Annotated in this window: 19 protein-coding genes; 10 read left to right on the top strand and 9 right to left on the bottom strand. The window is 48.4% G+C overall.

Translation table 11 applies throughout. The annotated features are described in order from the left end of the window. On the bottom strand, positions 1-912 hold the full coding sequence (locus tag P2G85_RS03115) for a helix-turn-helix domain-containing protein (RefSeq protein ID WP_275862657.1): 912 nt from the start codon (positions 910-912) through the stop codon (positions 1-3). Between the two features lie 131 nt (positions 913-1043). On the opposite strand from P2G85_RS03115, the gene P2G85_RS03110 reads away from it, so the two are divergent. Next, the gene (locus P2G85_RS03110) at positions 1044-1562 is read left to right on the top strand and encodes a cysteine hydrolase family protein (RefSeq protein WP_275862656.1); all 519 of its coding nucleotides are present in this window, start codon (positions 1044-1046) and stop codon (positions 1560-1562) included. A 178-nt stretch (positions 1563-1740) separates the two neighbouring features. Then, complete coding sequence (locus P2G85_RS03105; protein ID WP_275862655.1) at positions 1741-2172, top strand: YccF domain-containing protein; 432 nt, start codon at positions 1741-1743, stop codon at positions 2170-2172. A 67-nt stretch (positions 2173-2239) separates the two neighbouring features. On the opposite strand, the gene P2G85_RS03100 is transcribed toward P2G85_RS03105, so the two are convergent. Then, positions 2240-2533: a hypothetical protein gene (locus P2G85_RS03100; protein ID WP_275862654.1), complete on the bottom strand. Its 294-nt coding sequence runs from the start codon at positions 2531-2533 to the stop codon at positions 2240-2242. Between the two features lie 824 nt (positions 2534-3357). On the opposite strand from P2G85_RS03100, the gene P2G85_RS03095 reads away from it, so the two are divergent. Both P2G85_RS03095 and P2G85_RS03090 read left to right on the top strand, forming a co-directional pair. Beyond that, positions 3358-5502: a bifunctional 2',3'-cyclic-nucleotide 2'-phosphodiesterase/3'-nucleotidase gene (locus P2G85_RS03095; RefSeq protein WP_275862653.1), complete on the top strand. Its 2145-nt coding sequence runs from the start codon at positions 3358-3360 to the stop codon at positions 5500-5502. Between the two features lie 216 nt (positions 5503-5718). Beyond that, positions 5719-6411: a hypothetical protein gene (locus P2G85_RS03090; protein ID WP_275862652.1), complete on the top strand. Its 693-nt coding sequence runs from the start codon at positions 5719-5721 to the stop codon at positions 6409-6411. Between the two features lie 143 nt (positions 6412-6554). Here P2G85_RS03090 and P2G85_RS03085 read toward each other — a convergent pair whose 3' ends face one another. From P2G85_RS03085 to P2G85_RS03075, 3 genes are all read right to left on the bottom strand, one after another. Then, positions 6555-6758: a hypothetical protein gene (locus P2G85_RS03085; RefSeq protein WP_275862651.1), complete on the bottom strand. Its 204-nt coding sequence runs from the start codon at positions 6756-6758 to the stop codon at positions 6555-6557. A 132-nt stretch (positions 6759-6890) separates the two neighbouring features. Then, positions 6891-8648 (bottom strand): SgrR family transcriptional regulator, encoded by a 1758-nt coding sequence (locus tag P2G85_RS03080; RefSeq protein ID WP_275862650.1) that lies wholly within the window; start codon positions 8646-8648, stop codon positions 6891-6893. 407 nt (positions 8649-9055) lie between these two features. Further along, positions 9056-9601, bottom strand: coding sequence for an Hsp20/alpha crystallin family protein (locus P2G85_RS03075; RefSeq protein WP_275862649.1), 546 nt, complete (start codon positions 9599-9601; stop codon positions 9056-9058). A 245-nt stretch (positions 9602-9846) separates the two neighbouring features. Between P2G85_RS03075 and P2G85_RS03070 the strand changes: the two genes are divergently transcribed. Further along, the gene (locus P2G85_RS03070; RefSeq protein ID WP_275862648.1) at positions 9847-10194 is read left to right on the top strand and encodes a winged helix-turn-helix domain-containing protein; all 348 of its coding nucleotides are present in this window, start codon (positions 9847-9849) and stop codon (positions 10192-10194) included. 46 nt (positions 10195-10240) lie between these two features. Here the strand turns inward: P2G85_RS03070 and P2G85_RS03065 are convergent, their stop codons facing one another. The 4 genes from P2G85_RS03065 to P2G85_RS03050 form a co-directional block, all read right to left on the bottom strand. Beyond that, positions 10241-11104: a mechanosensitive ion channel family protein gene (locus P2G85_RS03065; RefSeq protein WP_275862647.1), complete on the bottom strand. Its 864-nt coding sequence runs from the start codon at positions 11102-11104 to the stop codon at positions 10241-10243. 253 nt (positions 11105-11357) lie between these two features. Next, positions 11358-11909, bottom strand: a complete 552-nt coding sequence (locus P2G85_RS03060) for a sugar O-acetyltransferase (RefSeq protein WP_275862646.1) — start codon at positions 11907-11909, stop codon at positions 11358-11360. A 115-nt stretch (positions 11910-12024) separates the two neighbouring features. Further along, positions 12025-12225 (bottom strand): restriction endonuclease subunit S, encoded by a 201-nt coding sequence (locus P2G85_RS03055; protein WP_275862645.1) that lies wholly within the window; start codon positions 12223-12225, stop codon positions 12025-12027. Between the two features lie 56 nt (positions 12226-12281). Further along, positions 12282-14198: a methyl-accepting chemotaxis protein gene (locus P2G85_RS03050; RefSeq protein ID WP_275862644.1), complete on the bottom strand. Its 1917-nt coding sequence runs from the start codon at positions 14196-14198 to the stop codon at positions 12282-12284. Between the two features lie 460 nt (positions 14199-14658). On the opposite strand from P2G85_RS03050, the gene P2G85_RS03045 reads away from it, so the two are divergent. The 5 genes from P2G85_RS03045 to P2G85_RS03025 all read left to right on the top strand — a co-directional run bounded on the left by P2G85_RS03045 (position 14659) and on the right by P2G85_RS03025 (position 19827). Beyond that, positions 14659-15615, top strand: coding sequence for a MoxR family ATPase (locus P2G85_RS03045; RefSeq protein WP_275862643.1), 957 nt, complete (start codon positions 14659-14661; stop codon positions 15613-15615). Positions 15616-15630: 15 nt separating this feature from the next. Then, entirely contained in the window at positions 15631-16557 is a 927-nt protein-coding gene (locus tag P2G85_RS03040) for a DUF58 domain-containing protein (RefSeq protein ID WP_275862642.1), read from the top strand. 64 nt (positions 16558-16621) lie between these two features. After that, on the top strand, positions 16622-17098 hold the full coding sequence (locus P2G85_RS03035) for a DUF4381 domain-containing protein (protein ID WP_275862641.1): 477 nt from the start codon (positions 16622-16624) through the stop codon (positions 17096-17098). A 1-nt stretch (position 17099) separates the two neighbouring features. Further along, the gene (locus P2G85_RS03030) at positions 17100-18074 is read left to right on the top strand and encodes a VWA domain-containing protein (RefSeq protein WP_275862640.1); all 975 of its coding nucleotides are present in this window, start codon (positions 17100-17102) and stop codon (positions 18072-18074) included. Further along, on the top strand, positions 18067-19827 hold the full coding sequence (locus tag P2G85_RS03025; RefSeq protein ID WP_275862639.1) for a VWA domain-containing protein: 1761 nt from the start codon (positions 18067-18069) through the stop codon (positions 19825-19827). Before P2G85_RS03030 ends, P2G85_RS03025 begins: the two co-directional genes overlap by 8 nt. Positions 19828-19830 lie beyond the last annotated feature (3 nt).

Here is a 19830-nt window from a genome sequence, read left to right as displayed (position 1 = left end):
CTAGCAAAAACGAGCGCGAAAAGCTTTCGGTGTTAACCCCATGGTTTTCACAAACACCTTGCGAAACGCGCTCACATCCTGATACCCGGCCCGGTGAGCAATCGCGTCAAAGGGAAGATGACTTGACTCGAGTAAATCGCAGGCTTTCTGTACCCGCACATGCTGGATATACTGATTAAGACTCAAGCCGGTCGCTTTTTGAAAGCGGCGTTGTAACGTTCGTTCGGTCAGGCAGGCGATATCAGCCAGAGCCAGATTTGAAATGCCTTGGGTATAATGGTCAGCGATAAAATGCTGCACATTCAGGACTGCACTATCACCATGTTGTAGATTAGGTGAAAACTGTTGGTAGAAGCGTTGTTCGCGTCCGCCAGTATCCACGACTAACATTTTCCCCAGCAACCTCATTACTGCCGGAGAGCTCAGCGTCGAGACCAGCTCCAATCCCAAATCAAGCCATGACATCATCCCCCCTGCGGTTAAAATCCCGCCTTCGTTAATTAGGATGGCTTCGGGTTTGAGATCGATATTGTGGAAACGTTGGCGAAATAGTCCCGCCAGCGCCCAATGGGTGGTACAGGTCTTATTCGCTAACAGCCCTGTCTGCGCCAAAATAAACGCCCCTGCACAGGCAGACGCCAGTACCGCACCACTTTTACGCTGCCCGACTAACCACTCAAGCATTGAAGGGGCCGGGTCAAGGTAATATTGCATTGAGCCACTCGGAGGGATAATGACCACAGCAAATTCGCTTGCCATATCTGCCTGGTTCACCCACTGAACAATTTGCGGGTAAAACCGCCGCTCCACGAGCAGTTCAGCCACCGCACGATTAGCCATTTCAAACAGTTCTTGCAAACCATAGAGTGATGCTTTGGAGCTTCCCGGATAATCGAGAATGGCGATTTTCACTGTTTTTCTCCTAACATGTCGCTTTTGGCCTGCTTTTTGTCATTTGTGACACTCTATAGAGTAATAAAAAGTCGTAATAATTGCTCCATTACAGCACACAATTCAATCAACAATACATACCAGGAGCCAGCATGAGCCAAAGCGCATTAATTATTATCGACCTACAAAATGATTACTTTCCGGGGGGCAAGTTCCCGCTGTGGAACACAGAGACCACGCTTGCCAACATCAAAACGGCCATTGCCAGAGCTCATAAAATCAAGCTTCCGGTGATTCATGTCCAGCATGTTGCCGATCCCACCAAGGGAATCGCACCCTTTTTTAATCCAGGTTCCACAGGTGTACAAATCCACCCGGAAATCTTGCTCGCTGCTCCCGACGCTGACGTGGTCATCAAGCATTGCGCGGATAGTTTCGAGCAAACCAATCTGGAAGAAATGCTGCAAAAGCATGGCGTAACGGAACTGGTGATCTGCGGCATGATGACACAAAACTGTGTCACCCATACCGCGATATCGAAAGCCGCAGAAAAATACCATGTATCCATTCTGAAAGATTGTTGTACCAGCGTAGATCAGATGATCCACAACATCGCCCTGAATGCCCTGTCCACTCGGGTACCTTTGTGCACGACTGAGCAAAAACTATAACGCCATGTGATGTTGGCGCTATAGCTAATACATACTGCGGTGATTGGTGCTTTTGTCACCTTCCCAGCAAGGATAAACCAGTGCCGCGTTTAACTATTCAGCAAATTGATATCATTCATCCAGCGTTAAGATATATATGACATACTTATCGCTGGATCTTTTCAAAATGGGAAATGCAATGAGAACTCTCGGTAACATCATCTGGTTTGTGTTTGGTGGCGTATTCATGGGCTTAATGTGGTGGTTTTTTGGCATCCTGGCTTTTATCAGCATCATCGGAATTCCATGGGGACGAGCCTGCATTGTGATGGGTAACTTCTCCTTTTTTCCCTTCGGCAAAGAAGCAGTCTCTCGGGATGATCTGACGAATGAAATGGACATCGGCACCAGCCCGCTTGGGATGGTTGGCAACATCATTTGGTTTGTCCTGGCCGGTTTATGGCTGGCAATTGGTCACATACTTTCAGCTGCGGCTTGCTTTGTCACCATTATCGGCATTCCCTTTGCCCTCCAGCATCTTAAGCTGGCCATTATTTCACTGGCGCCAATCGGCAAAACGGTGGTATCCAGCGAGCAGGCCGCGATGGTACGTTACAATATCAAACGATAAACACAGACACGCTAACAACAAAACCTCCCGCAGGGAGGTTTTAACGGCCTGAAAAACCTCTGGTGCCTTACATCAAATCGCGCATCAAGGTTTCAAGCTCTTCATTCGCTTCGTCGATTAAGTGTGAGAGTTCTAACGCGTCTGTCGCCGCCAGTTTCACTTGCCATGGTTTAGTGGCTTCTTTACCGCAAACACGGGTTTCGCCACCCCGGCTTTCAAATGAAAGATCGTCAAATTCAGTCGTATGATGTTCATGCAACTCGACAATTTCAACTTCCAGTTTACCGACAGGGTTTACTTCAACATGAGCGTGTAAACCTGGACGGTTTGATAAGCAATACTCTCGATGAACTGCAATCATGGCTGCCTCCTTAGGTATGCCAACTGCTATCTCATACTATGAGTTTAGACGACAGAATTTGAACACAGCGCGAAATAAACATGAAGATTGATCTAGGATAAAACCGCACCGTTTTTTTACACTCAAGCCCCATGGACAAAGCCATCCAAAGGATTATGCAACATCATATGAAGCTGTTAGCCAACCGCTAAAATTGCATTTTTATTCATAAAAACGCATAACAAGCTAACTGGAATTTTCCCATGTCGGCGTCTGGATTGCGCGACTCCAAATTCAGCGCTGTTCAGTAAATCATCCCGGCACAATTAATGTGTAAAGCGCACTCCGAGGCATACCTTGCAACAAGATTGACTCGTCCCTGGCCTGTTACTTCTCTCTTTTTGCTTCTCATTTTAACTTAGCGCACTCCATTTATATTTAATTTACATCAAATATAAACAGAGCAAATAATAAAGCCGATGAAATTAACATAAAAACAGTCAATAGAAGAGTAAACTCACAAATAAAAAATCAATGCCAAGATCAACGCAAACATATACAAACACGTCAAGCTTTAATTATTTATTCTTTTAATCCTGAGAGACAAATCAAACCTTATAGTAATTAGTCACATTCATTGCAATCGATTACTTGAAACTTAACTTATTTTATATCAGATACTTAAAACTTACATTTACCAAGCTTATTTATAATACCGGAAAAATTACAATATATTACGTTCAAATTTTAATTAATTAATACTCGAATTTTATTATTTTAGCAATTATTATCCTGCCGAAAAAACAGAGCCAAAGCTCTAGTTAATTTACTGCTGGAATTATTCTATGAAAAATAAAACTCTAATAGCACTAGCCGTCGGAACTATTCTGACGGGTTGTGGTAGCAGCTCAGATTCTGAAGTATTGATGAATGTTCGTCTGATGGAGACCACAGACTTGCACTCCAATATGAAGCCCTACAACTACTTTGTCTCTGAGCCAGAAAATGCCGTTAACCCGCAACCATATGGCTTATCGAGAACCGCAGTGCTCATTCACGAAGCAAGAAGCGAAGTTGAGAACAGCATGCTGTTTGATAACGGAGATCTTATCCAGGGCAGCCCTATGGGTGACTACTTGGCAAACCTTGGTGTTGAACACCTGAAAAAGCAACTACACCCTGTGTATAAAGCGATGAATTACCTGGGCTATGATGCTGGTAACATCGGTAACCACGAGTTCAATTACGGCCTTGACTACCTCGCGGCGGCAACAGCTGGTGCTAACTTCCCATACATCAACTCAAATGTGTATGAGTTCAGTAAATTTACCAGTGCCAGTTATGATCAGGAAAACTGTCAAATTGATATTGAAGATCACTTTGCCGGCAACTATGAAGCATTTTTCGATAAAGCCGAACCCTTTTTTACCCCTTTCGAAATCTTAGCGCGTGATTTTACCGCCGAAGATGGCAATACCTACACCGTCAACGTGGGTGTCATTGGCTTTACCCCACCCCAAATTCTTGATTGGGATAAACGCCACTTAGAATGTAAAGTTCTGCTGGCAGATATCAAAATGACGGCAGAATATTACGTACCTAAGATGAAAGAAGCCGGTGCCGACGTCATCGTTGCGATCCCGCACTCCGGATTAACCGGTGGCGATCTGACCTCAGACTTTATGGAAAATGCTACATGGCAACTGGCGCAGGTAGCGGGCATTGATGCATTAATGTTCGGCCATGACCACAACAACTTCCCAACCGAGAGCAATGTGTATGATGGTATGCCTGGCGTTGACGCGGCCAACGGCAAAATCTTCGGTAAACCAGCGGTCATGCCCGGTTTCTGGGGTAATCACTTAGGCGTGATTGATTTGCAGCTAAGCAGTTCAGATAAAGGCCAGACATGGTCGGTAGCATCCAGCACCGCTGAGCTGCGTGAGCTAAAATCAGATCCTAATGAACAGGACTATGTGATCAACTCGCTGGTTCAAAACGATCATGACGGCACAGTTGCTTTTATGGGTGAAGAAATCGCCAGGATTGTCGAACCTATCAACAGTTTCTTCTCCGCAGTTGAACCGGATACCTCGGTACAAATCGTTAATGAGGCTCAACAAGATAAAGGCCAGGCCTGGAAAGACCAAGGCATTCTGGAGAATGACTATCCGGTGCTGTCTGTGTCGGCGCCATTTAAAGGCGGACGCGGCGGTTCAGGTGACTACACCAACATTGACTCAGACGCATTAACCCGTGCCAGTGTTGCCGATCTGTATGTATTCGACAACAACACGCCGGCCGTACTTGAACTGTCTGCCGGTGCGATTATTGAATGGCTTGAAGTAGTCGCCTCCCAGCAGTACAAGACGGTCGCAGCAGAAGGTGACTACCTGCTTCACCAGCAGTTCCGCAGTTACAACTATGATGTGTTCTTCGGTGGCTTTGATGCACAAGGCAACAGCTTACTCAACTATGAAATTGACGTTTCCGTTGGTCCTCGCTACGCGGTTAACGACCTCGGCGAACTAATTTACGACAATGGTGAACTGGTGATCAATCCCGCTAACCAGCGCATCAGAAACTTTACTTTTAATGGTCAGGTGTACAGCCTCGATTCGGAAGAGCGCTTCTATGTCGTCACCAACAACTACCGCGCTTCGCAAAAAGACATGCCCGGGGTTTCTGAGTCCGTCACGGTTCATACCGATGAAGCATACACAAACCGTGAACTGGTCAACGACTACCTGAATAAGTTAGTTGACGAGCAAAATACCGCAGGTGATGAGGAAGTGATTCTGGAGTTTACTAATGCACACAACTTCAGTCTGGCTGCGACACCAGGCCTGACGGTGAAGTTTTTGTCCTCTCATAGTGACTCAGCGGTGGACTTCGCTAACCAGTACCTCAACAACGTAACCCCAACTGCAGAGTTTGGTAACGTCGGGGACAACAGCGGCTACCGAGTGTTCGAGTACTCATTCAAATAGATCTGAATGCGAGTCATCGCGTCACCAATCGTTCCACATAATAAGGCACCGAAAGGTGCCTTATTTTTGCTTGTTGAGCATAGCCTTTACCAGCAATCAACCGATCACAGTACAACACTGAGGTTGTATTGATCTTCGTTCACACCAATCTGCCCCTGATTCGTTTACTATTACTCCCTACGCTTAGCCGTTTCCTGCCAGATTAGGACAAAAACGATGCCTGATAAAAATGATGCTCAACCGTTTATTGACCAAGCCATTGAGCTGCTCTCCGATATGGAACATATGCTGCAGTTTGATCCGTTACGGTGTGGTGATTACAATTACCTGCACGATCTGGTTATGTGGATGAAAACCGGCATACCAGAGCCACGTTTTGCACCGACCAAAGACGGCCTCAACCTGTTGGAAGTCGCCCAGTCTGTTCTGCGCTCGACCTATATCCCGGATGAAAAGCTGCTGCAATATGCCACAGAAAGATGTGGCTTCAGCGAAGAAGGCACCGGTGTCAGATATCCAACCCAGGCGACACCCTCAACCGGCACCAACCCGGATGAAATGACGAATGTCCTGATAAGTTATTGGGTAGGTGGCTTTTCCGAGGTGCTGATGCCCGAGAGTATCTATCTACTGGCACTCAAAGAGTACCTCTGTGAACAACAGAGAACAGATTTAGTCAAAACGTTACTCACTATCCACCAGTTTGACCCTAAAACAGCCAGCCAAAACGAACAATTACACGCCTTGTCCAGCTACTTGCCGGATCTGCACTCGGCATTACTTGTTATGCCCGACACCGATAACAAGCACTTAACAGAAAGGCTAATAAGGCTAGGCAAAGCGCTGGCCCAGATACCCTTAACGCCAGCGCGGCGTTTTGGCCACCTGCGTACCTTCCATTTATGGTGAATATCGGTGTCTGCGCGTCGTGATGTGCAGGCAGGTTGTGCCTAATGTTCAGGCAAAGCAAACTCTGAGCCTTTGAGGGCCACAGCGTGGCATTGGTTTTCTGAGTCTCTCAGTACACATACCCACGTTCTCCCCTCATATTCTTAAGAACCACGCTTTCGCGGATTATTCCAGATACACGGACAGGGTATCGCTTTCGCCGTATCCCGAAACCCACCTTTTTGCAATGCAATTTTATGCTCCCACGTGTAGGCCTGACCAAACTTGATCTCCGGTCCGCTCTTTGCCAGTGAAAAGAAAGACACCCCAATCAGCACTGATAAGAGCACAAGTTTTGATAACGCCATGGTATTACTCCTCTGCTACATCACTTAAATCTGGTGAAAGCCATCAGCAATATTGGTGAAACGAACTAATTTAGCTGACTTTATACGCTTTGCTGCGAGTCATTGCCCTACAACCACTATCCTGGTGAAGGCTTAATCAGCCACCCACACCGAGCGGATATCCGGCCAACCCCAGTTGGTCAACGCAACGTCTTCCAGCACGCCCTGAAAGCGCAAAGTTTGGGTATGATGGAACATCGGTACCATCCAGTACTCACTTACCAGCGTAGAGACAATCGGTTCAATCGCATGCAGATACTCATTCAGTGGTGTCTTTGCCCGGATAAATTCCAGATGGTGATCAAGCCAGGTTGCATGCGCTTCACCCAACGCATGATCAAGTAGCGCATTGCTGTACAAGTTTTGAAACAGAGAGGCATGCCGGTTATCATCAAGGTTGATGTTGGTCACCACCAGCGTTTCATCCAAAGTGCCATTCCTGGCCCGCTCATTCAGCTCTCGGTACGAGTACAGCACGATCTCCACCCGGCAGCCCACCTCAGCCAAAATAATCTGTATTGCCCGGGCACAGCGCTTTAAGGCAGTATAGTTATAACCTGCAATGCGTATCGATTTGGGCAGTTTATCAACATCAGCACCAGGACGCAGCACCGGTTGCCAGCTCGAAAGTAAGTTACTGGCAGGAATACTGGCAAAAGAAGTGTTCGCACCATGTAGTACAGCGGCCAAATACTCCGGCTGGATCAGCTGACTGACATATCGGCGCTGCATCGGAGAAAGTGCGTGTTTGGCATTATGGTTAAATAGCGCAAACAAACAGCCATCTTCTACCCGGCTTTGCTGGCTGGCCAGGACTGTATCAGCCGAGGGTAACGACAGCGCATGATGGCACATATCGCCCTCACCGCTTGCTTCCGCTTTCAGTGTGGTTGCCGCTAAGGACGGACTCTCCATTTTCTCGTCTTCGACGATCCAGATAGTAACGCTATCGGTCAGTACCCGACAACCGTAGTAACCATCAAATGCACCCAGCTTCAGTCGGTGTGAATTGTGTTCCATCACCGAAAACGGACCGCAGCCGACGACCAGGTTATTATTGGCATTGTTAACCTGACTGGCTGGCTGAATTCCGTATTTCACTCCCGAAATCAACCCGGCAAAACCCAGATCGGGCTTACTCAGCGTAAACACCAGTTTAACCGGATTAGGCGCAGACACGTCGGTAACGTGCGCGAGTTCTTTGCGGTAGTATTCCAAAGCACTTAACTTAACGAACAAACTGACTATCGTATGGGCATCGATCGGCTGGCCATTGTGGAAAGTCAGGCCGGGACGCAAATAAAATGTCCACTGGCAGAGCTGCGGATCATAGCGCCAGTGATGAGCCAGTTCTGGCTTGATGTTGCCATCGCGATCAGATGCGACCAGACAACTGTAGACTTGCCGGAGTAAAAAGCGCTCACTACTGCGCTGCAACTGATGCGGTACCAGGCGCTCAAACTCTCGTTTATAGGTTAATTGAATATTCAACCGGCCCTCTTGTACTGACGCACCTGAGGTGTTTTTCAACAGACGACCGAACGCCGCCTGATCATACTCCAAGAGGGATAATGCCTTCTCGTACTTACCTTGTTTCACCCGCTCAAACGCCAAAGCCTCTCTTAAGGCCGGCAACTCAACATTGAGCAGCAAAGCAGAGCGCTGATTTCGTCCGGCTTTAGGATGCCAGCTTAACCACCCCAGTTCCTGCATTTGTGACAAAAGGCTGCGTGCATGACGAGGGGAAGTGAACAACCTCTCCGCGACCGCCTGCAGCGTCGTCTTTTGTTCATTCCCTATCCCATAGGCTTGCAACCGTGTGTAGTAACGAAATAAGTTAAGATCCGACACCCTGTACTCCTCTATCTGACAGGCCGAAGCCAATTTTACCCAAGTTAAGGCACAGAAAATAAGAAAAGTTGTGGGGAGTTTGTTCCTCTTTTGGCCAAAAGAGCGGGCAACAAGCGATTATATTCGCCTAATTCAGGTTTACCGGGAACCACATACAAAAAAACACTCTCTTTTTTGCTTCCGTGTTTTTTCTCATAATCTAAATGGTCAGCGAGCCAGAAAGGGCAGATGAAGTGTTAATGTCCACAACGCCAACGCTTTGGTTTCATCACCGCCATTTTCCGCGCCAGTTGACGGCAGAGCTTAGCTCCTGATATATCACCCCCAATTTTTGTTGTATCACTACTCTCTGCCTGCATTTAAAAAAAGCCCTCCACAAACTGGAGGGCTTATCAGTTAAACACTAATTACCGAATCGGAATACTGTGTTCTGTTTCAGTATGGCCATCAAGCTTAGGTACCACTACCGTTAATACACCATCGGTGAACTCAGCATTGATTTCATCGACTTTAATATTGCTGCCAAGCGTGAAACTACGAGACATCTTGCCACTGTAGCGCTCACTGTGAACCACCTTGCCCTCTTTTTCAGTCTCTTTTTTTGTTTCAACACTGGCTTCGATTGAAAGCACACCTTGTTGGCAACTGAGTCGAATATCTTCTTTTTTCACTCCAGGTAACTCAGCTGTGATCTCAAAATTTTGCTCTTTTTCCACAATATCCACGCGTGGAGAGAAAGTATCCGTGTCAAACCGTGGACGCAATGTTGGAAATGAATGATCAAAAAATCGGGCAAAATCTGCCCAACTATCACGAGGAACCAAACTCATGAATACCTCCCTATTAGCTGTCAGCTCTTTCCTAAAAACCACTTTAAGTGTAGTGGGCTTGAGTAAAAAATCGTCAGAATTTTTAATCAACTTGATGAAAATCAAATATCCATCAAGGCTCATAGCGCTATCCAGGCAGCACTGTTGAAAGCCAACGTCACTTAACAGCGCTTCAATTTGGGCTTACTTAAAAAGCACCAATACAAACCATCAAGGGCAGAACTTTAAGACGAGCCAATAAAATGAAATATTATGAATGAGTTAGCCTTCTTTGAGAGCCACGGCCTTCAGTAATTCCTTGCCCATTACAAGGGCATCGCTTATATTCATCGTAATTCGACGATAAATGTATATTAAGGTGAATGTGCATGAGCAAAACATGCGATCAAGCCAAGCCAATCGTATTCGAAACGACCCCACAACAGCTCGACCAAGAACAGCAACTGGCTGCCATGGCCAAAGCACTGGCACACCCGGCCCGGTTGCGGATTCTGCACATCTTACACCAACTGGATAAGCTGGGAGGCTGCCTGAACAGTGATCTAGTCTCACAGCTGGGGTTGGCCCAATCGACCGTTTCAGAGCACCTGCGTATCTTGAAACAAGCCGGTTTTATCAGTGCTACGCCAAACCCGCCCAAAATGTGCTATCGGATCCAACGCCAACAGCTGGACAATTTCCAACAAAATTTTGGCAAATTGTTCAATGAATGCTAGCCGCAACTGGTTAGCAAGGGCTTAACCCGGTCAATGGCTCCGCTCTTTACTGCCTCGCTGGCTCCTGCCACGACTGGGGTGGAAACTTGTCTTCATAAAGGACCATAAAGTCCTGCCGGATCAGGTGCTCCAAATGATTCGCCTTGTCCGTGGGACAAAAGATCATTACGTGAACCACTTGTTCCCCGTTAATGTTGCTCGACACATGTATATGCGGTTCCGCCCCCGGCAGGTCAACCCCGGCGTGCTTTTCTATCATCGCGTTATAGCGATGTGCGACCTCACTAAAGTAATGGCAATGCTGATCAATTTTCTCGATTAACGGGGGAAAAAGCGGATACAGGTTGACGAACTCTTTCACCACAACAGAGAAGTTATGGTAGACGTACCGCTTCATAAAATTAAGATTTTTGACCGGATAAGTAAAAAACATGCTGTTTGGCAGCGTGGCCGTTTTACCAGTGTAATGATACTGACCATGATGCAAGTCGATTTCCTGGATCACGGTTGCCATCATGTTGTGATCGATGACCTCACCACACAGTTTCCCGACTTCTATCCAGTCTCCGACCCGAAAAGAACGCGAACTGGCACGTTGAATTGAGCCGGTAAAACATAAAATGATCTCTTTGGAGGCGACGACAATCGCCACGGCAATTGCGGTAACACTGAGGGCGAATTCACTGATTTCCGACTGCCAGAGAATAAACAGCAGCAGCAGAGTAATAATAAAAGCACCATTTTTGGTTCTCGACATCCATTTGCGTTGATTTTCGTTGATAAATGCGTGTTCACCGCGGATTATCGCCAAAATGACACGGCGCGCAACCATCACCACCGACAAGATAACGGCGGTGAAGATCATCTTATTATTAAGAAGAAAATCGACGACTAACTGCACTTTATCCATTTCTGATTTCCTTGTTGATGGTTATTACCCAATTGATTCTAACCATACTACAAGCCTGAATGACTTCAAACTGCCGGGCAGAGAGCCGTTCCGAATAGTAGCAGAGGCCCTTAAGATGGTAAGCAGAGGCCCTTAAGATGGTAAGCAGAGCAAAGGGGAAGAGGAATCTAAAGCGCGGCACAACATAATAGTATTGAAAAGCAAAAGGTTACAGATAGCTTATCCATAGCGTTATCGATCGCCATGGTTAGCATCAGATAGTTCGCAGAACCCGACAAGGGTTGCCCGCAGCCACGACATTGGCAGGTATATCTTTGGTCACCACACTGCCCGCGCCGATGACAGAGTTCGCGCCGATTGTCACACCAGGGCAGACAATTACCCCACCACCCAACCAGACGTTATCCCCAATCGAAATCGGGAGGCCAAACTCAACGCCCTCTTCCACTCTCGCTTTGACATCAACCGGATGGCCGGCAGTGTAGAGCTGTACATTAGGTGCCAACAGCACATTGTCACCAATCCGCACTTCAGCGACATCTAAAATTGTGCAATTAAAATTGGCGTAAAAGTTTTGGCCCAGCTTAATATTTGCACCGTAATCACAGCGAAACGGGGGTTCCAGATAGGCACCGCTGGAATCTGGGATTAAGCGGTCGATCGCCTCGCGCCATTCAGCTGTATCGGGAATACTGTTATTCAGCACACGTAAGGTTTTACGACATTCAACCCGCTCGTGATAAAGCTCACTGTCCCAGGCGTCGTACGGCTCTCCGGCGAGCATTTTCTGTTTTTCTGTTTTCATGATTCTACGCTACTGTACATAGACGTTGCCAAGCCTTGCTGCGCCCTATCCGAAGCGCGCCTGCCATTCACAAGACGAATAGATAAAAAAAGGGAGCATTATGCTCCCTTCTAAATTAATGCACTGGTTCGGCATTCTTTTGATTGAACTTGCCGAAGTGTTTTTCCAGCACTTCCGGCGTCAACTTACCTTCCGCTTCCAGCTTTTTCAGTTCAGCCACAATCTGCTTTTGCTCTTCCAGTGAAGGGAGTTTTACTTCCGGCTCTTTAGCCACTTCCTGAGAGATCACTTCAAGCTCTTGTTCAAAGTCGTTCATAGTACTTACCTAAACTTAGTCTTTAATTTTCCAAACTGAAGCCATTCTACCCAACTCTAGAGCTTGAAGCTACCTACCATGTTGTCTAAGCGTGAAGAGAGCTCTCGCAACTCCTGACTTGCCGACGCCAGCTCTTCAGCCGTAGTGGTGGTCACCTCATTAATCGCATTGATTTCTTCGATATTCTGGTTAATAGTCTGCACCACTGTCGACTGCTCTTCTGTGGCCGTGGCCACCTGGGTATTGCGATCAGAGATGTCGGCAATGCGGCCAGAGATGCTCAACAACACTTCAACAGCTTCATCTGTCGCGGTAACCCCTTCAAACGTGACCGTTTTTCCTGCCTCCATAGCCTGAACCGCATCTTGTGCATCGGTTTGCAACTGGTTGATCATTTTTTGAATTTCATCAGTTGAATCGGCGGTTCGCGATGCCAGATTACGCACTTCATCCGCCACGACTGCGAAGCCCCGGCCTTGTTCACCCGCTCGCGCCGCTTCAATCGCAGCATTGAGAGCCAGAAGGTTGGTTTGATCGGAAATGTCCCGGATCACATCCAGAATCGAACCAATGTCATTAGTGGTCGTTGCCAGTTGCGTCACCACCACACTGGTGGTTTCAACGTCATCCGCAAGCCTGCTGATCACCTCTTTCGCCTTGGTCACCACCTCGCGGCCTATTTGCGTATTGTCAGAGGCCTGGTTCGCAGTATCAGCCGCGGTGGCAGCATTTGACGCAATTTCACCGATCGTCGCCCCCATTTGGTTGATCGCGGTCACCACCTGAATGGTTTGGTCACGCTGTTCCTGACTGTTGTCATGGGTCGTGTTCGCTTTAGTTTGCACGCTTTCCGCCGCATCACTCAAGTAATGGCTGGTCTGTGACACTTCCTTCATGGTCGCGTGAATTTTCTCAATAAAACCATTGAAACCACGCGCCAGTTGCGCCGTTTCATCATTGCCGCTGACTTCAATACGCTGTGCCAGATCACCTTCCCCTTGGCCAAGGTCAGTGAAACGATCGGCGATTAATTTGATTGGCTTAGTGATACTGTTTGCCAGCACGATCCCCATCAGGATAAACACCGCCGCCACAATCAGAGTAGTCAGCAACATTTTCTGGCCGGTCGCATTCAGATCAGCAAAGACCTCATCCACAGGAACCACACCAATCACAAACCAATCCATCGACGGCACATAAAGGCTGGCAACAAACATTTGCTGGCCGTCAAGTTCGGTCTCGATCAGGTTAAACGTTGACTTGTTCATCAACTTGGCAGTGTCTGCGCCAAACCATTGGCTGATGGAAGACTTAAGTTTTGCCTGCTGAGGGTGGATTTGCACTGCCCCGCTGGCATCAGTTAAAAATACATAGCCTGTCTGCTCAATTTTAAAACCGGTCAGCAATGACACCATATCATCCATCGATTTCGACAGCCCTGACATGGATACACCGCCGACGTCCTGATAGTTGACAAACATTTTAACTTCGCCATTGGCTTCCTGGAAGATGCTGACCGAGGTCTCCTGACCCGAAGCGGTAAAATTAAAAAACCACGAGTCTTGCTGACGGTTTAACTGGCGCAGAAAACCATCTTGGTTCCAGTAATAAGCAGTCTTCAGGTTAACCACCGATGCGTCATTGAGCTGATACTGTTGTTTTAACGTTTTGAGCTGACGTATCAGTTTCGCTTCCCGTACCGGTTCTCTGTCAGTCGAAGAGATAAATTCAATAATAAAGTCTCCCGTCGCAAGCTGCTTCGCCGCCTGCTGCATTTGCACCACTTCACGGTCGATTTCGGTATTCACCTGGTGCAGCATCCCTGGCAGTTCGATATCAACCAGGCGATGGCTTAACACATCTCTGGCGTGATACTGAGCCATGACGCCAACGATTATCGTCGATGCCAGCACGGCGAAAGTAATCCCCACGACTACTTTTTGTTTAATACTCAAAGAGTTAAGTTTCAGCATATTTTGACCTTTAAATAAGAATCGCGACGGCGTGTGAACGGTTCCCGGGTCCCATTAGCAAACTAATGATTTCCTGCTCGCTATATCGACCAATTTATAAATAACTACAGCAATTTCTCACAATTTTGTGAAAACTTCGTGTAACAAGCTGTTTGGTAAGAACTTTAAACGGACTGAAACTTGAAATTGTTCGGCAAATCCCCATATTCCTAACGTGTTTTTCAGCCAAAATAAGCGCGAGACACGCAACCCAGCGGGTGTAATACCGTTAACCAGCGAGTGACGTAACTGAGGCTACTGGCAAAATGAACTGTCAGATATTGCCTAAGGAAATTTATGGCATCAGGCCCTCCTCACCGCTCTGTCAGTAAAAACTCAGGGAACTTTTCTCGCAGGTCAGTTGACCAAAGGTAAAAAATCACATCAATAATAAGAACAGTAAGTTAAGAGAATCCTAAACATGCACAAATCCAGCTTTGAAGCTCTGCAACAATACCTTGAAGACCAGATCATTGGTCAGCAAAACTTGGTCAAACAACTGCTGGTTGCACTTTTGGCCGACGGCCATATTTTGGTTGAAGGTCCTCCTGGTTTAGCAAAAACTCGTGCAGTAAAATCACTGGCCGATTGTATCGAGGGGGATTTTCACCGCATCCAGTTCACCCCTGACCTGCTTCCGGCCGATTTGACCGGCACTGATATTTTCCGCCCGGAAACCGGCACCTTCAATTTTCAGGCCGGGCCAATCTTTAACTCACTGATTCTGGCAGACGAAATCAACCGGGCACCGGCAAAAGTTCAGGCAGCCATGCTCGAGGCAATGGCGGAAAAACAGGTCACCGCCGGGCGTAAAACCTATGCTTTACCTGAACTGTTTTTAGTTATGGCGACACAAAACCCGATCGAGCAGGAAGGCACCTACCCTCTGCCCGAAGCGCAGCTGGACCGATTCCTGCTCCATTTAAATGTCGATTATCCCAGTGCCCAGGATGAGCTGGAAATCCTGCGTATTAACCGGGGTGAAGCCAAAGGTGAAGTTTCGACAAAGCGCCCCAGCCTTAGCCAACAGGATATTTTTGCAGCACGTAAAGACGTGCTGGATGTACATATGGCAGACGCGGTCGAGCAATATATCGTCCGTTTAGTCATGGCGACGCGCCAACCTCAGGCCTATGATGATCAACTCGCCAAATGGCTTGCCATGGGGGTCAGCCCACGTGCCACGATTGCCCTGGATCGCTGTGCCCGGGCACATGCCTGGCTGGCTGGAAGAGATTATGTTTCGCCAGAGGATGTTCAGGCGATGGTGTACCCAGTACTTCGTCACCGCTTGTTACTGAGCTACCACGCACAAGCTGAGGGAATATCAGCCAACCAGGTGATCGATAAGCTCCTGAATCTGGTCGGCAGTGCCTAGCGCAGGAAGAGAGATATGCCAACATCAGTTTCATTGCCCCCTCACAGCAACGGGGTTGAGTTAACTTTAGAAGAGCTGCTGCAATACCGCACTCAGTCGGTTCGCTGGCTGCCACCGGCCCAAAGCGTATGGTCACAAATGAGTGGTCATCACCTCAGCCGGCAGAAAGGTCGCGGGATGGATTTTATGGAAGTGCGGCAATACCAGGCCGGGGACGATATTCGCAGTATCGACTGGCGAGTGACGGCCCGCACCGGCAAAGCACACACCAAGCTGTTTGCAGAAGGCCGAGAGCAAGCGGTGATTCTCTATCTTGACCTGAGCGACAGCCTGTTTTTTGGCTCCCGATTTGTCTTAAAGTCCGTGCAACTGGCCCACTTTGCCAGTTTGTTATTATGGCTGACCTTAGCCAAAAAAGATCGTGTCGGCGCAATAATCGATGACGGTCATCATTGCGTTGAGCTTCGTTCCTCCTCGTTACAGAAACAGGCACTGAAGATCCTTAACTCCATCCTAACCAGCCACAACCACAAACTGGGTCAGTATGGGGAAAAAAACGCGCGTACCATGCCATATCAACAGTCAGTGCGAGCCTTACACCGGCTGGCCCCCAAGGGCAGTGAGATCGTTCTACTCAGCGATTTCGCCCATTTCACTTCGGCGGAACTCCAGCAATTACGCCAGCTGCAACAGCACAATAGCGTAAGAATGGTGCAATTTTATGACCCGTTAGAACGGGGAGAAACCGATTACCGGGGGACAGCAAAAGCCACCGACGGCAAGCAAAGCCAATGGTTCAATTTTGCTTCACGCCGCCAACGGCAAGCACTCGAGCAGCAATTTTGCCAGCATCAGAGCAACCTGAAGCAGCATTGTTATTCAATGGCGATTCCGCTTCACACCCTGTCGTGTGGGGAGCCGCTGATCCAACAATTGAACTAGCGCCTTTGCGCCCGACTGAACTGAACTGAACTGAACTGAACTGATTAAATAGTAATAAGTAAGCATGACAACAAGTAATCAACCCCTGAATTTAGAACCCCTGATGCTACCTGATATGCCAGGCTGGCTGCCTCTCGCGTGGGGATGGTGGGCGATGGCCGCAGGCATCATACTTCTTGGTATCACCTTTTGCTTATACCTGCGTTGGCGGACCCGACGCTTGATGGCCAAGAAAGCCGCGTTAAGGCTGTTAACGAACTCAGTAACACCACATACCGCATCTTCAGCACTGGAGATCCTTCGTCAGGCGGCACTCAGTTACTTTCCAAGAGAAGAGATAGCGCCACTGACCGGCAGTGCCTGGTATGCATTTTTAGATAGCCACATACAAGAATCACGCTTCAGTGATAAACAGAATCAATGGCAAGCAGCACTGTATCAGCAAAAAGGGCATGATCAGCATCAAACGCTGATCGAGGATTGCATCTTCTGGGTAGAACAGGCTCTGCCGCCAAAGAAACAGGCAAAACAACGTGGTTGATATGATGCAATGGTTCAACATTGAGTTCGTTTGGTGGGGGGCGTGGTTATTACTCCCTTTGCCTCTGTTGATATTGAAGTTTTTCCCGCCAACCGCTCAGCAAGCAGAACTAACGTTAGCCTGTTTGCCGCCCCAGAGTAGCAAACAGCCTACACGCCTGCTGCACAAAACCTTATCTGTGTGCATTTGGTTCCTGTTGCTTGCCGCATGTTCCCGTCCGGTCTGGTACGGCAAACCGGTTGAGTTCCAGCCGAAATACCGTGATCTGATGTTGGTGGTGGATTTATCAGGCTCCATGCACAAGCAAGACATGCAGTTTAATGGCGAGTACATCGACCGGCTGTCCGCAGTCAAACACGTACTGAGCGATTTTGTTGCCAAGCGACATGGTGATCGTCTGGGCGTGGTACTGTTTGCCGACCACGCTTACCTGCAGACTCCACTGACCGCCGACCGGAATGCGGTAATCAACCAAATCAACCAGACCGTGATTGGCCTGGTCGGGCAACGCACGGCAATCGGAGACGGGATAGGCTTAGCGACCAAAACCTTTGTCGAGAGTGACGCCCCGCAGCGTGTCATGGTCTTACTCAGTGATGGTGGCAATACCGCTGGCGTTTTATCGCCATTAGAGGCGGCCGAGATTGCAAACAAATACCACACCACCATATACACCGTAGGGATCGGAGCCGGGGAAATGCTGGTCAATGACTTTTTCATGCAACGAAAAGTCAATACTGCCGCCGATCTCGACGAAAACACCCTGACTCAAGTCGCGCAGATAACCGGAGGACAATACTTCCGCGCCCGTAATGGCGAAGAGTTGGAAGAAATCTATAAAACCATCAATAAACTGGAACCGGTATCCAGTGATACGCAGATTTGGCGCACTCAGTCAGAGTGGTTTGTTTATCCGCTGATTTTGGCTCTGATGCTCTCGGTGTGCCTATTTGTGATAAGGAGAAAGCATGGCTGAATTTACGTTCTTGTCTCCCTACTGGTTGCTTGGTCTGGTGATCATTCCTCTGCTGTTTTTTATCCAGCAAGCCATCTCAGGCAAGCGCTCGTCATTAATCGCGCCCCACCTTGCCCGCAGGCTTGGGCTGGTGACAACCACGCCTAATTACGCGAATGCGCTCTGGGGCATGGCCTGGACACTTGCATGTATTGCACTGGCAGGACCAAGCTGGCAAAGCAACGCTCGCCCTAGTTTTGAGCTCAGCCAGCATCGGGTTCTGATCATGGATATGTCCCGCTCACTGTACGCTACGGATGTCAAACCCAGTCGTCTGACTCAGGCTCGGTATAAAGCACTGGATATGCTCCCGATGTGGCGTGAGGGTTCAACCGGGCTGGTCGCCTATGCCGGTGATGCCTATAGCCTCAGCCCCCTCACCAGCGACACCAATACCTTAGCCGGTATCATTGAACACTTGTCGCCAGAACTGATGCCATATCAGGGAGCGAATTTGCCTGCAGCAATCGCACTCGCACTGGAGCAGTTAAGCCAGTCCGGTACCGACCGTGGCGACCTGATTGTCATTGCTGATGATCTGGATGACTCCGAACTTGCTCAATCCTTAGCAATGCTGGATGGCAAGTCGATCCGGATTTCTGTATTAGCAGTTGGAACAGCCACAGGTGCTCCGATTTCATTGCCTGACGGGTCACTACTCAAAAAACAAGACGGCTCAACGGTTATTGCACGTACCAATCTCAGCAACCTGCAAACCCTGGCTCACGAAACCGGTGGCAGGTTTGTTCCAGTGCAGCATACCAGCCGTGATGTAGAAAGTATTACCGATTTTACCAATCAAACGCACGCCTCTGCAGGCGCAAAGCAAAATAACGCGATTGACACAAATGCACGCCAAAACGGGGGTTTTTGGCTCCTGCCTCTGCTACTTGTGCCAGCCCTGATGCTTTTCCGACGCGGTATGTTCTGGTTAATTACCGTAACGGTAATGATGCCATTAACTTGGTCGCCCGCTATTGAGGCCAGCCCTTTCTTAAATCAGGATCAGCAAGCGGCTGACTTGTATCAGCAAGGAAATTACGCCAAAGCCAGTGAGCAATTTACCAACCCGATGTGGAAAGGAGCTGCGAGCTATCAGGCGGAAGATTACCAGAGTGCCATTGAGCAGTTTTCCAAACTCCCAACGGTAGCCGGCCGCTACAATCTTGCCAATGCTTTGGCTCAGAACGGTCAACTGGCGGAGTCGGCTGATCTGTATAAACAACTCATCGCCGAGCAGCCGGAGCTGGAAGCCGCGAAGACAAACCTATCGGTTGTGGAGGAGAAACTGAAGCAACAGCAGCAACAGCAGCAACAGCAGCAACAGCAGCAACAGCAGCAACAGCAGCAACAGCAGCAACAGCAGCAACAGCAGCAACAGCAGCAACAGCAGCAACAGCAGCAACAGCAGCAACAGTCTCAAAACGGTGAACAGTCAGTGCAAGGTCAGGCGTCACAAAACAAGCAAACCACTGACATTAAAAGCGAAAAATCTGGAAAAACTGAATCCAAACATGTCAGTTCAACGCCCGACCAGGCGCAAGACCATGAGGAAAAGCCCGCTCACGCCCGCCCGGCATACAAAGACGAACCGGAGTTTCGCCGTTTGGAAGCGGTGGAAAGCGCCCGCGATCCCAGCGACTTGATCCGCGCACAAATGCAGTTGCAAGCCAGACAAAAACAGCCGCCAACCGATAATAATAAGGAGTGGTAAATC

Origin of the sequence: Vibrio sp. CAU 1672 (genome assembly GCF_029223195.1) — a bacterium.
Classification (GTDB): Bacteria; Pseudomonadota; Gammaproteobacteria; order Enterobacterales; family Vibrionaceae; genus Vibrio.
This window is presented reverse-complemented; position numbering and strand designations above follow the sequence as displayed.

Excerpts from the sequence above, each read along its gene's own strand:
- P2G85_RS03065 (WP_275862647.1), bottom strand. The coding sequence starts at position 11,104 with ATGGATAAAGTGCAGTTAGTCGTCGATTTTCTTCTTAATAATAAGATG.
- P2G85_RS03070 (WP_275862648.1), top strand. The coding sequence starts at position 9,847 with ATGAGCAAAACATGCGATCAAGCCAAGCCAATCGTATTCGAAACGACC.
- P2G85_RS03110 (WP_275862656.1), top strand. The coding sequence starts at position 1,044 with ATGAGCCAAAGCGCATTAATTATTATCGACCTACAAAATGATTACTTT.
- P2G85_RS03030 (WP_275862640.1), top strand. The coding sequence starts at position 17,100 with ATGATGCAATGGTTCAACATTGAGTTCGTTTGGTGGGGGGCGTGGTTA.
- P2G85_RS03025 (WP_275862639.1), top strand. The coding sequence starts at position 18,067 with ATGGCTGAATTTACGTTCTTGTCTCCCTACTGGTTGCTTGGTCTGGTG.
- P2G85_RS03050 (WP_275862644.1), bottom strand. The coding sequence starts at position 14,198 with ATGCTGAAACTTAACTCTTTGAGTATTAAACAAAAAGTAGTCGTGGGG.
- P2G85_RS03045 (WP_275862643.1), top strand. The coding sequence starts at position 14,659 with ATGCACAAATCCAGCTTTGAAGCTCTGCAACAATACCTTGAAGACCAG.
- P2G85_RS03095 (WP_275862653.1), top strand. The coding sequence starts at position 3,358 with ATGAAAAATAAAACTCTAATAGCACTAGCCGTCGGAACTATTCTGACG.
- P2G85_RS03075 (WP_275862649.1), bottom strand. The coding sequence starts at position 9,601 with ATGAGCCTTGATGGATATTTGATTTTCATCAAGTTGATTAAAAATTCT.
- P2G85_RS03035 (WP_275862641.1), top strand. The coding sequence starts at position 16,622 with ATGACAACAAGTAATCAACCCCTGAATTTAGAACCCCTGATGCTACCT.
- P2G85_RS03055 (WP_275862645.1), bottom strand. The coding sequence starts at position 12,225 with ATGAACGACTTTGAACAAGAGCTTGAAGTGATCTCTCAGGAAGTGGCT.
- P2G85_RS03060 (WP_275862646.1), bottom strand. The coding sequence starts at position 11,909 with ATGAAAACAGAAAAACAGAAAATGCTCGCCGGAGAGCCGTACGACGCC.
- P2G85_RS03085 (WP_275862651.1), bottom strand. The coding sequence starts at position 6,758 with ATGGCGTTATCAAAACTTGTGCTCTTATCAGTGCTGATTGGGGTGTCT.
- P2G85_RS03040 (WP_275862642.1), top strand. The coding sequence starts at position 15,631 with ATGCCAACATCAGTTTCATTGCCCCCTCACAGCAACGGGGTTGAGTTA.
- P2G85_RS03090 (WP_275862652.1), top strand. The coding sequence starts at position 5,719 with ATGCCTGATAAAAATGATGCTCAACCGTTTATTGACCAAGCCATTGAG.
- P2G85_RS03100 (WP_275862654.1), bottom strand. The coding sequence starts at position 2,533 with ATGATTGCAGTTCATCGAGAGTATTGCTTATCAAACCGTCCAGGTTTA.
- P2G85_RS03105 (WP_275862655.1), top strand. The coding sequence starts at position 1,741 with ATGAGAACTCTCGGTAACATCATCTGGTTTGTGTTTGGTGGCGTATTC.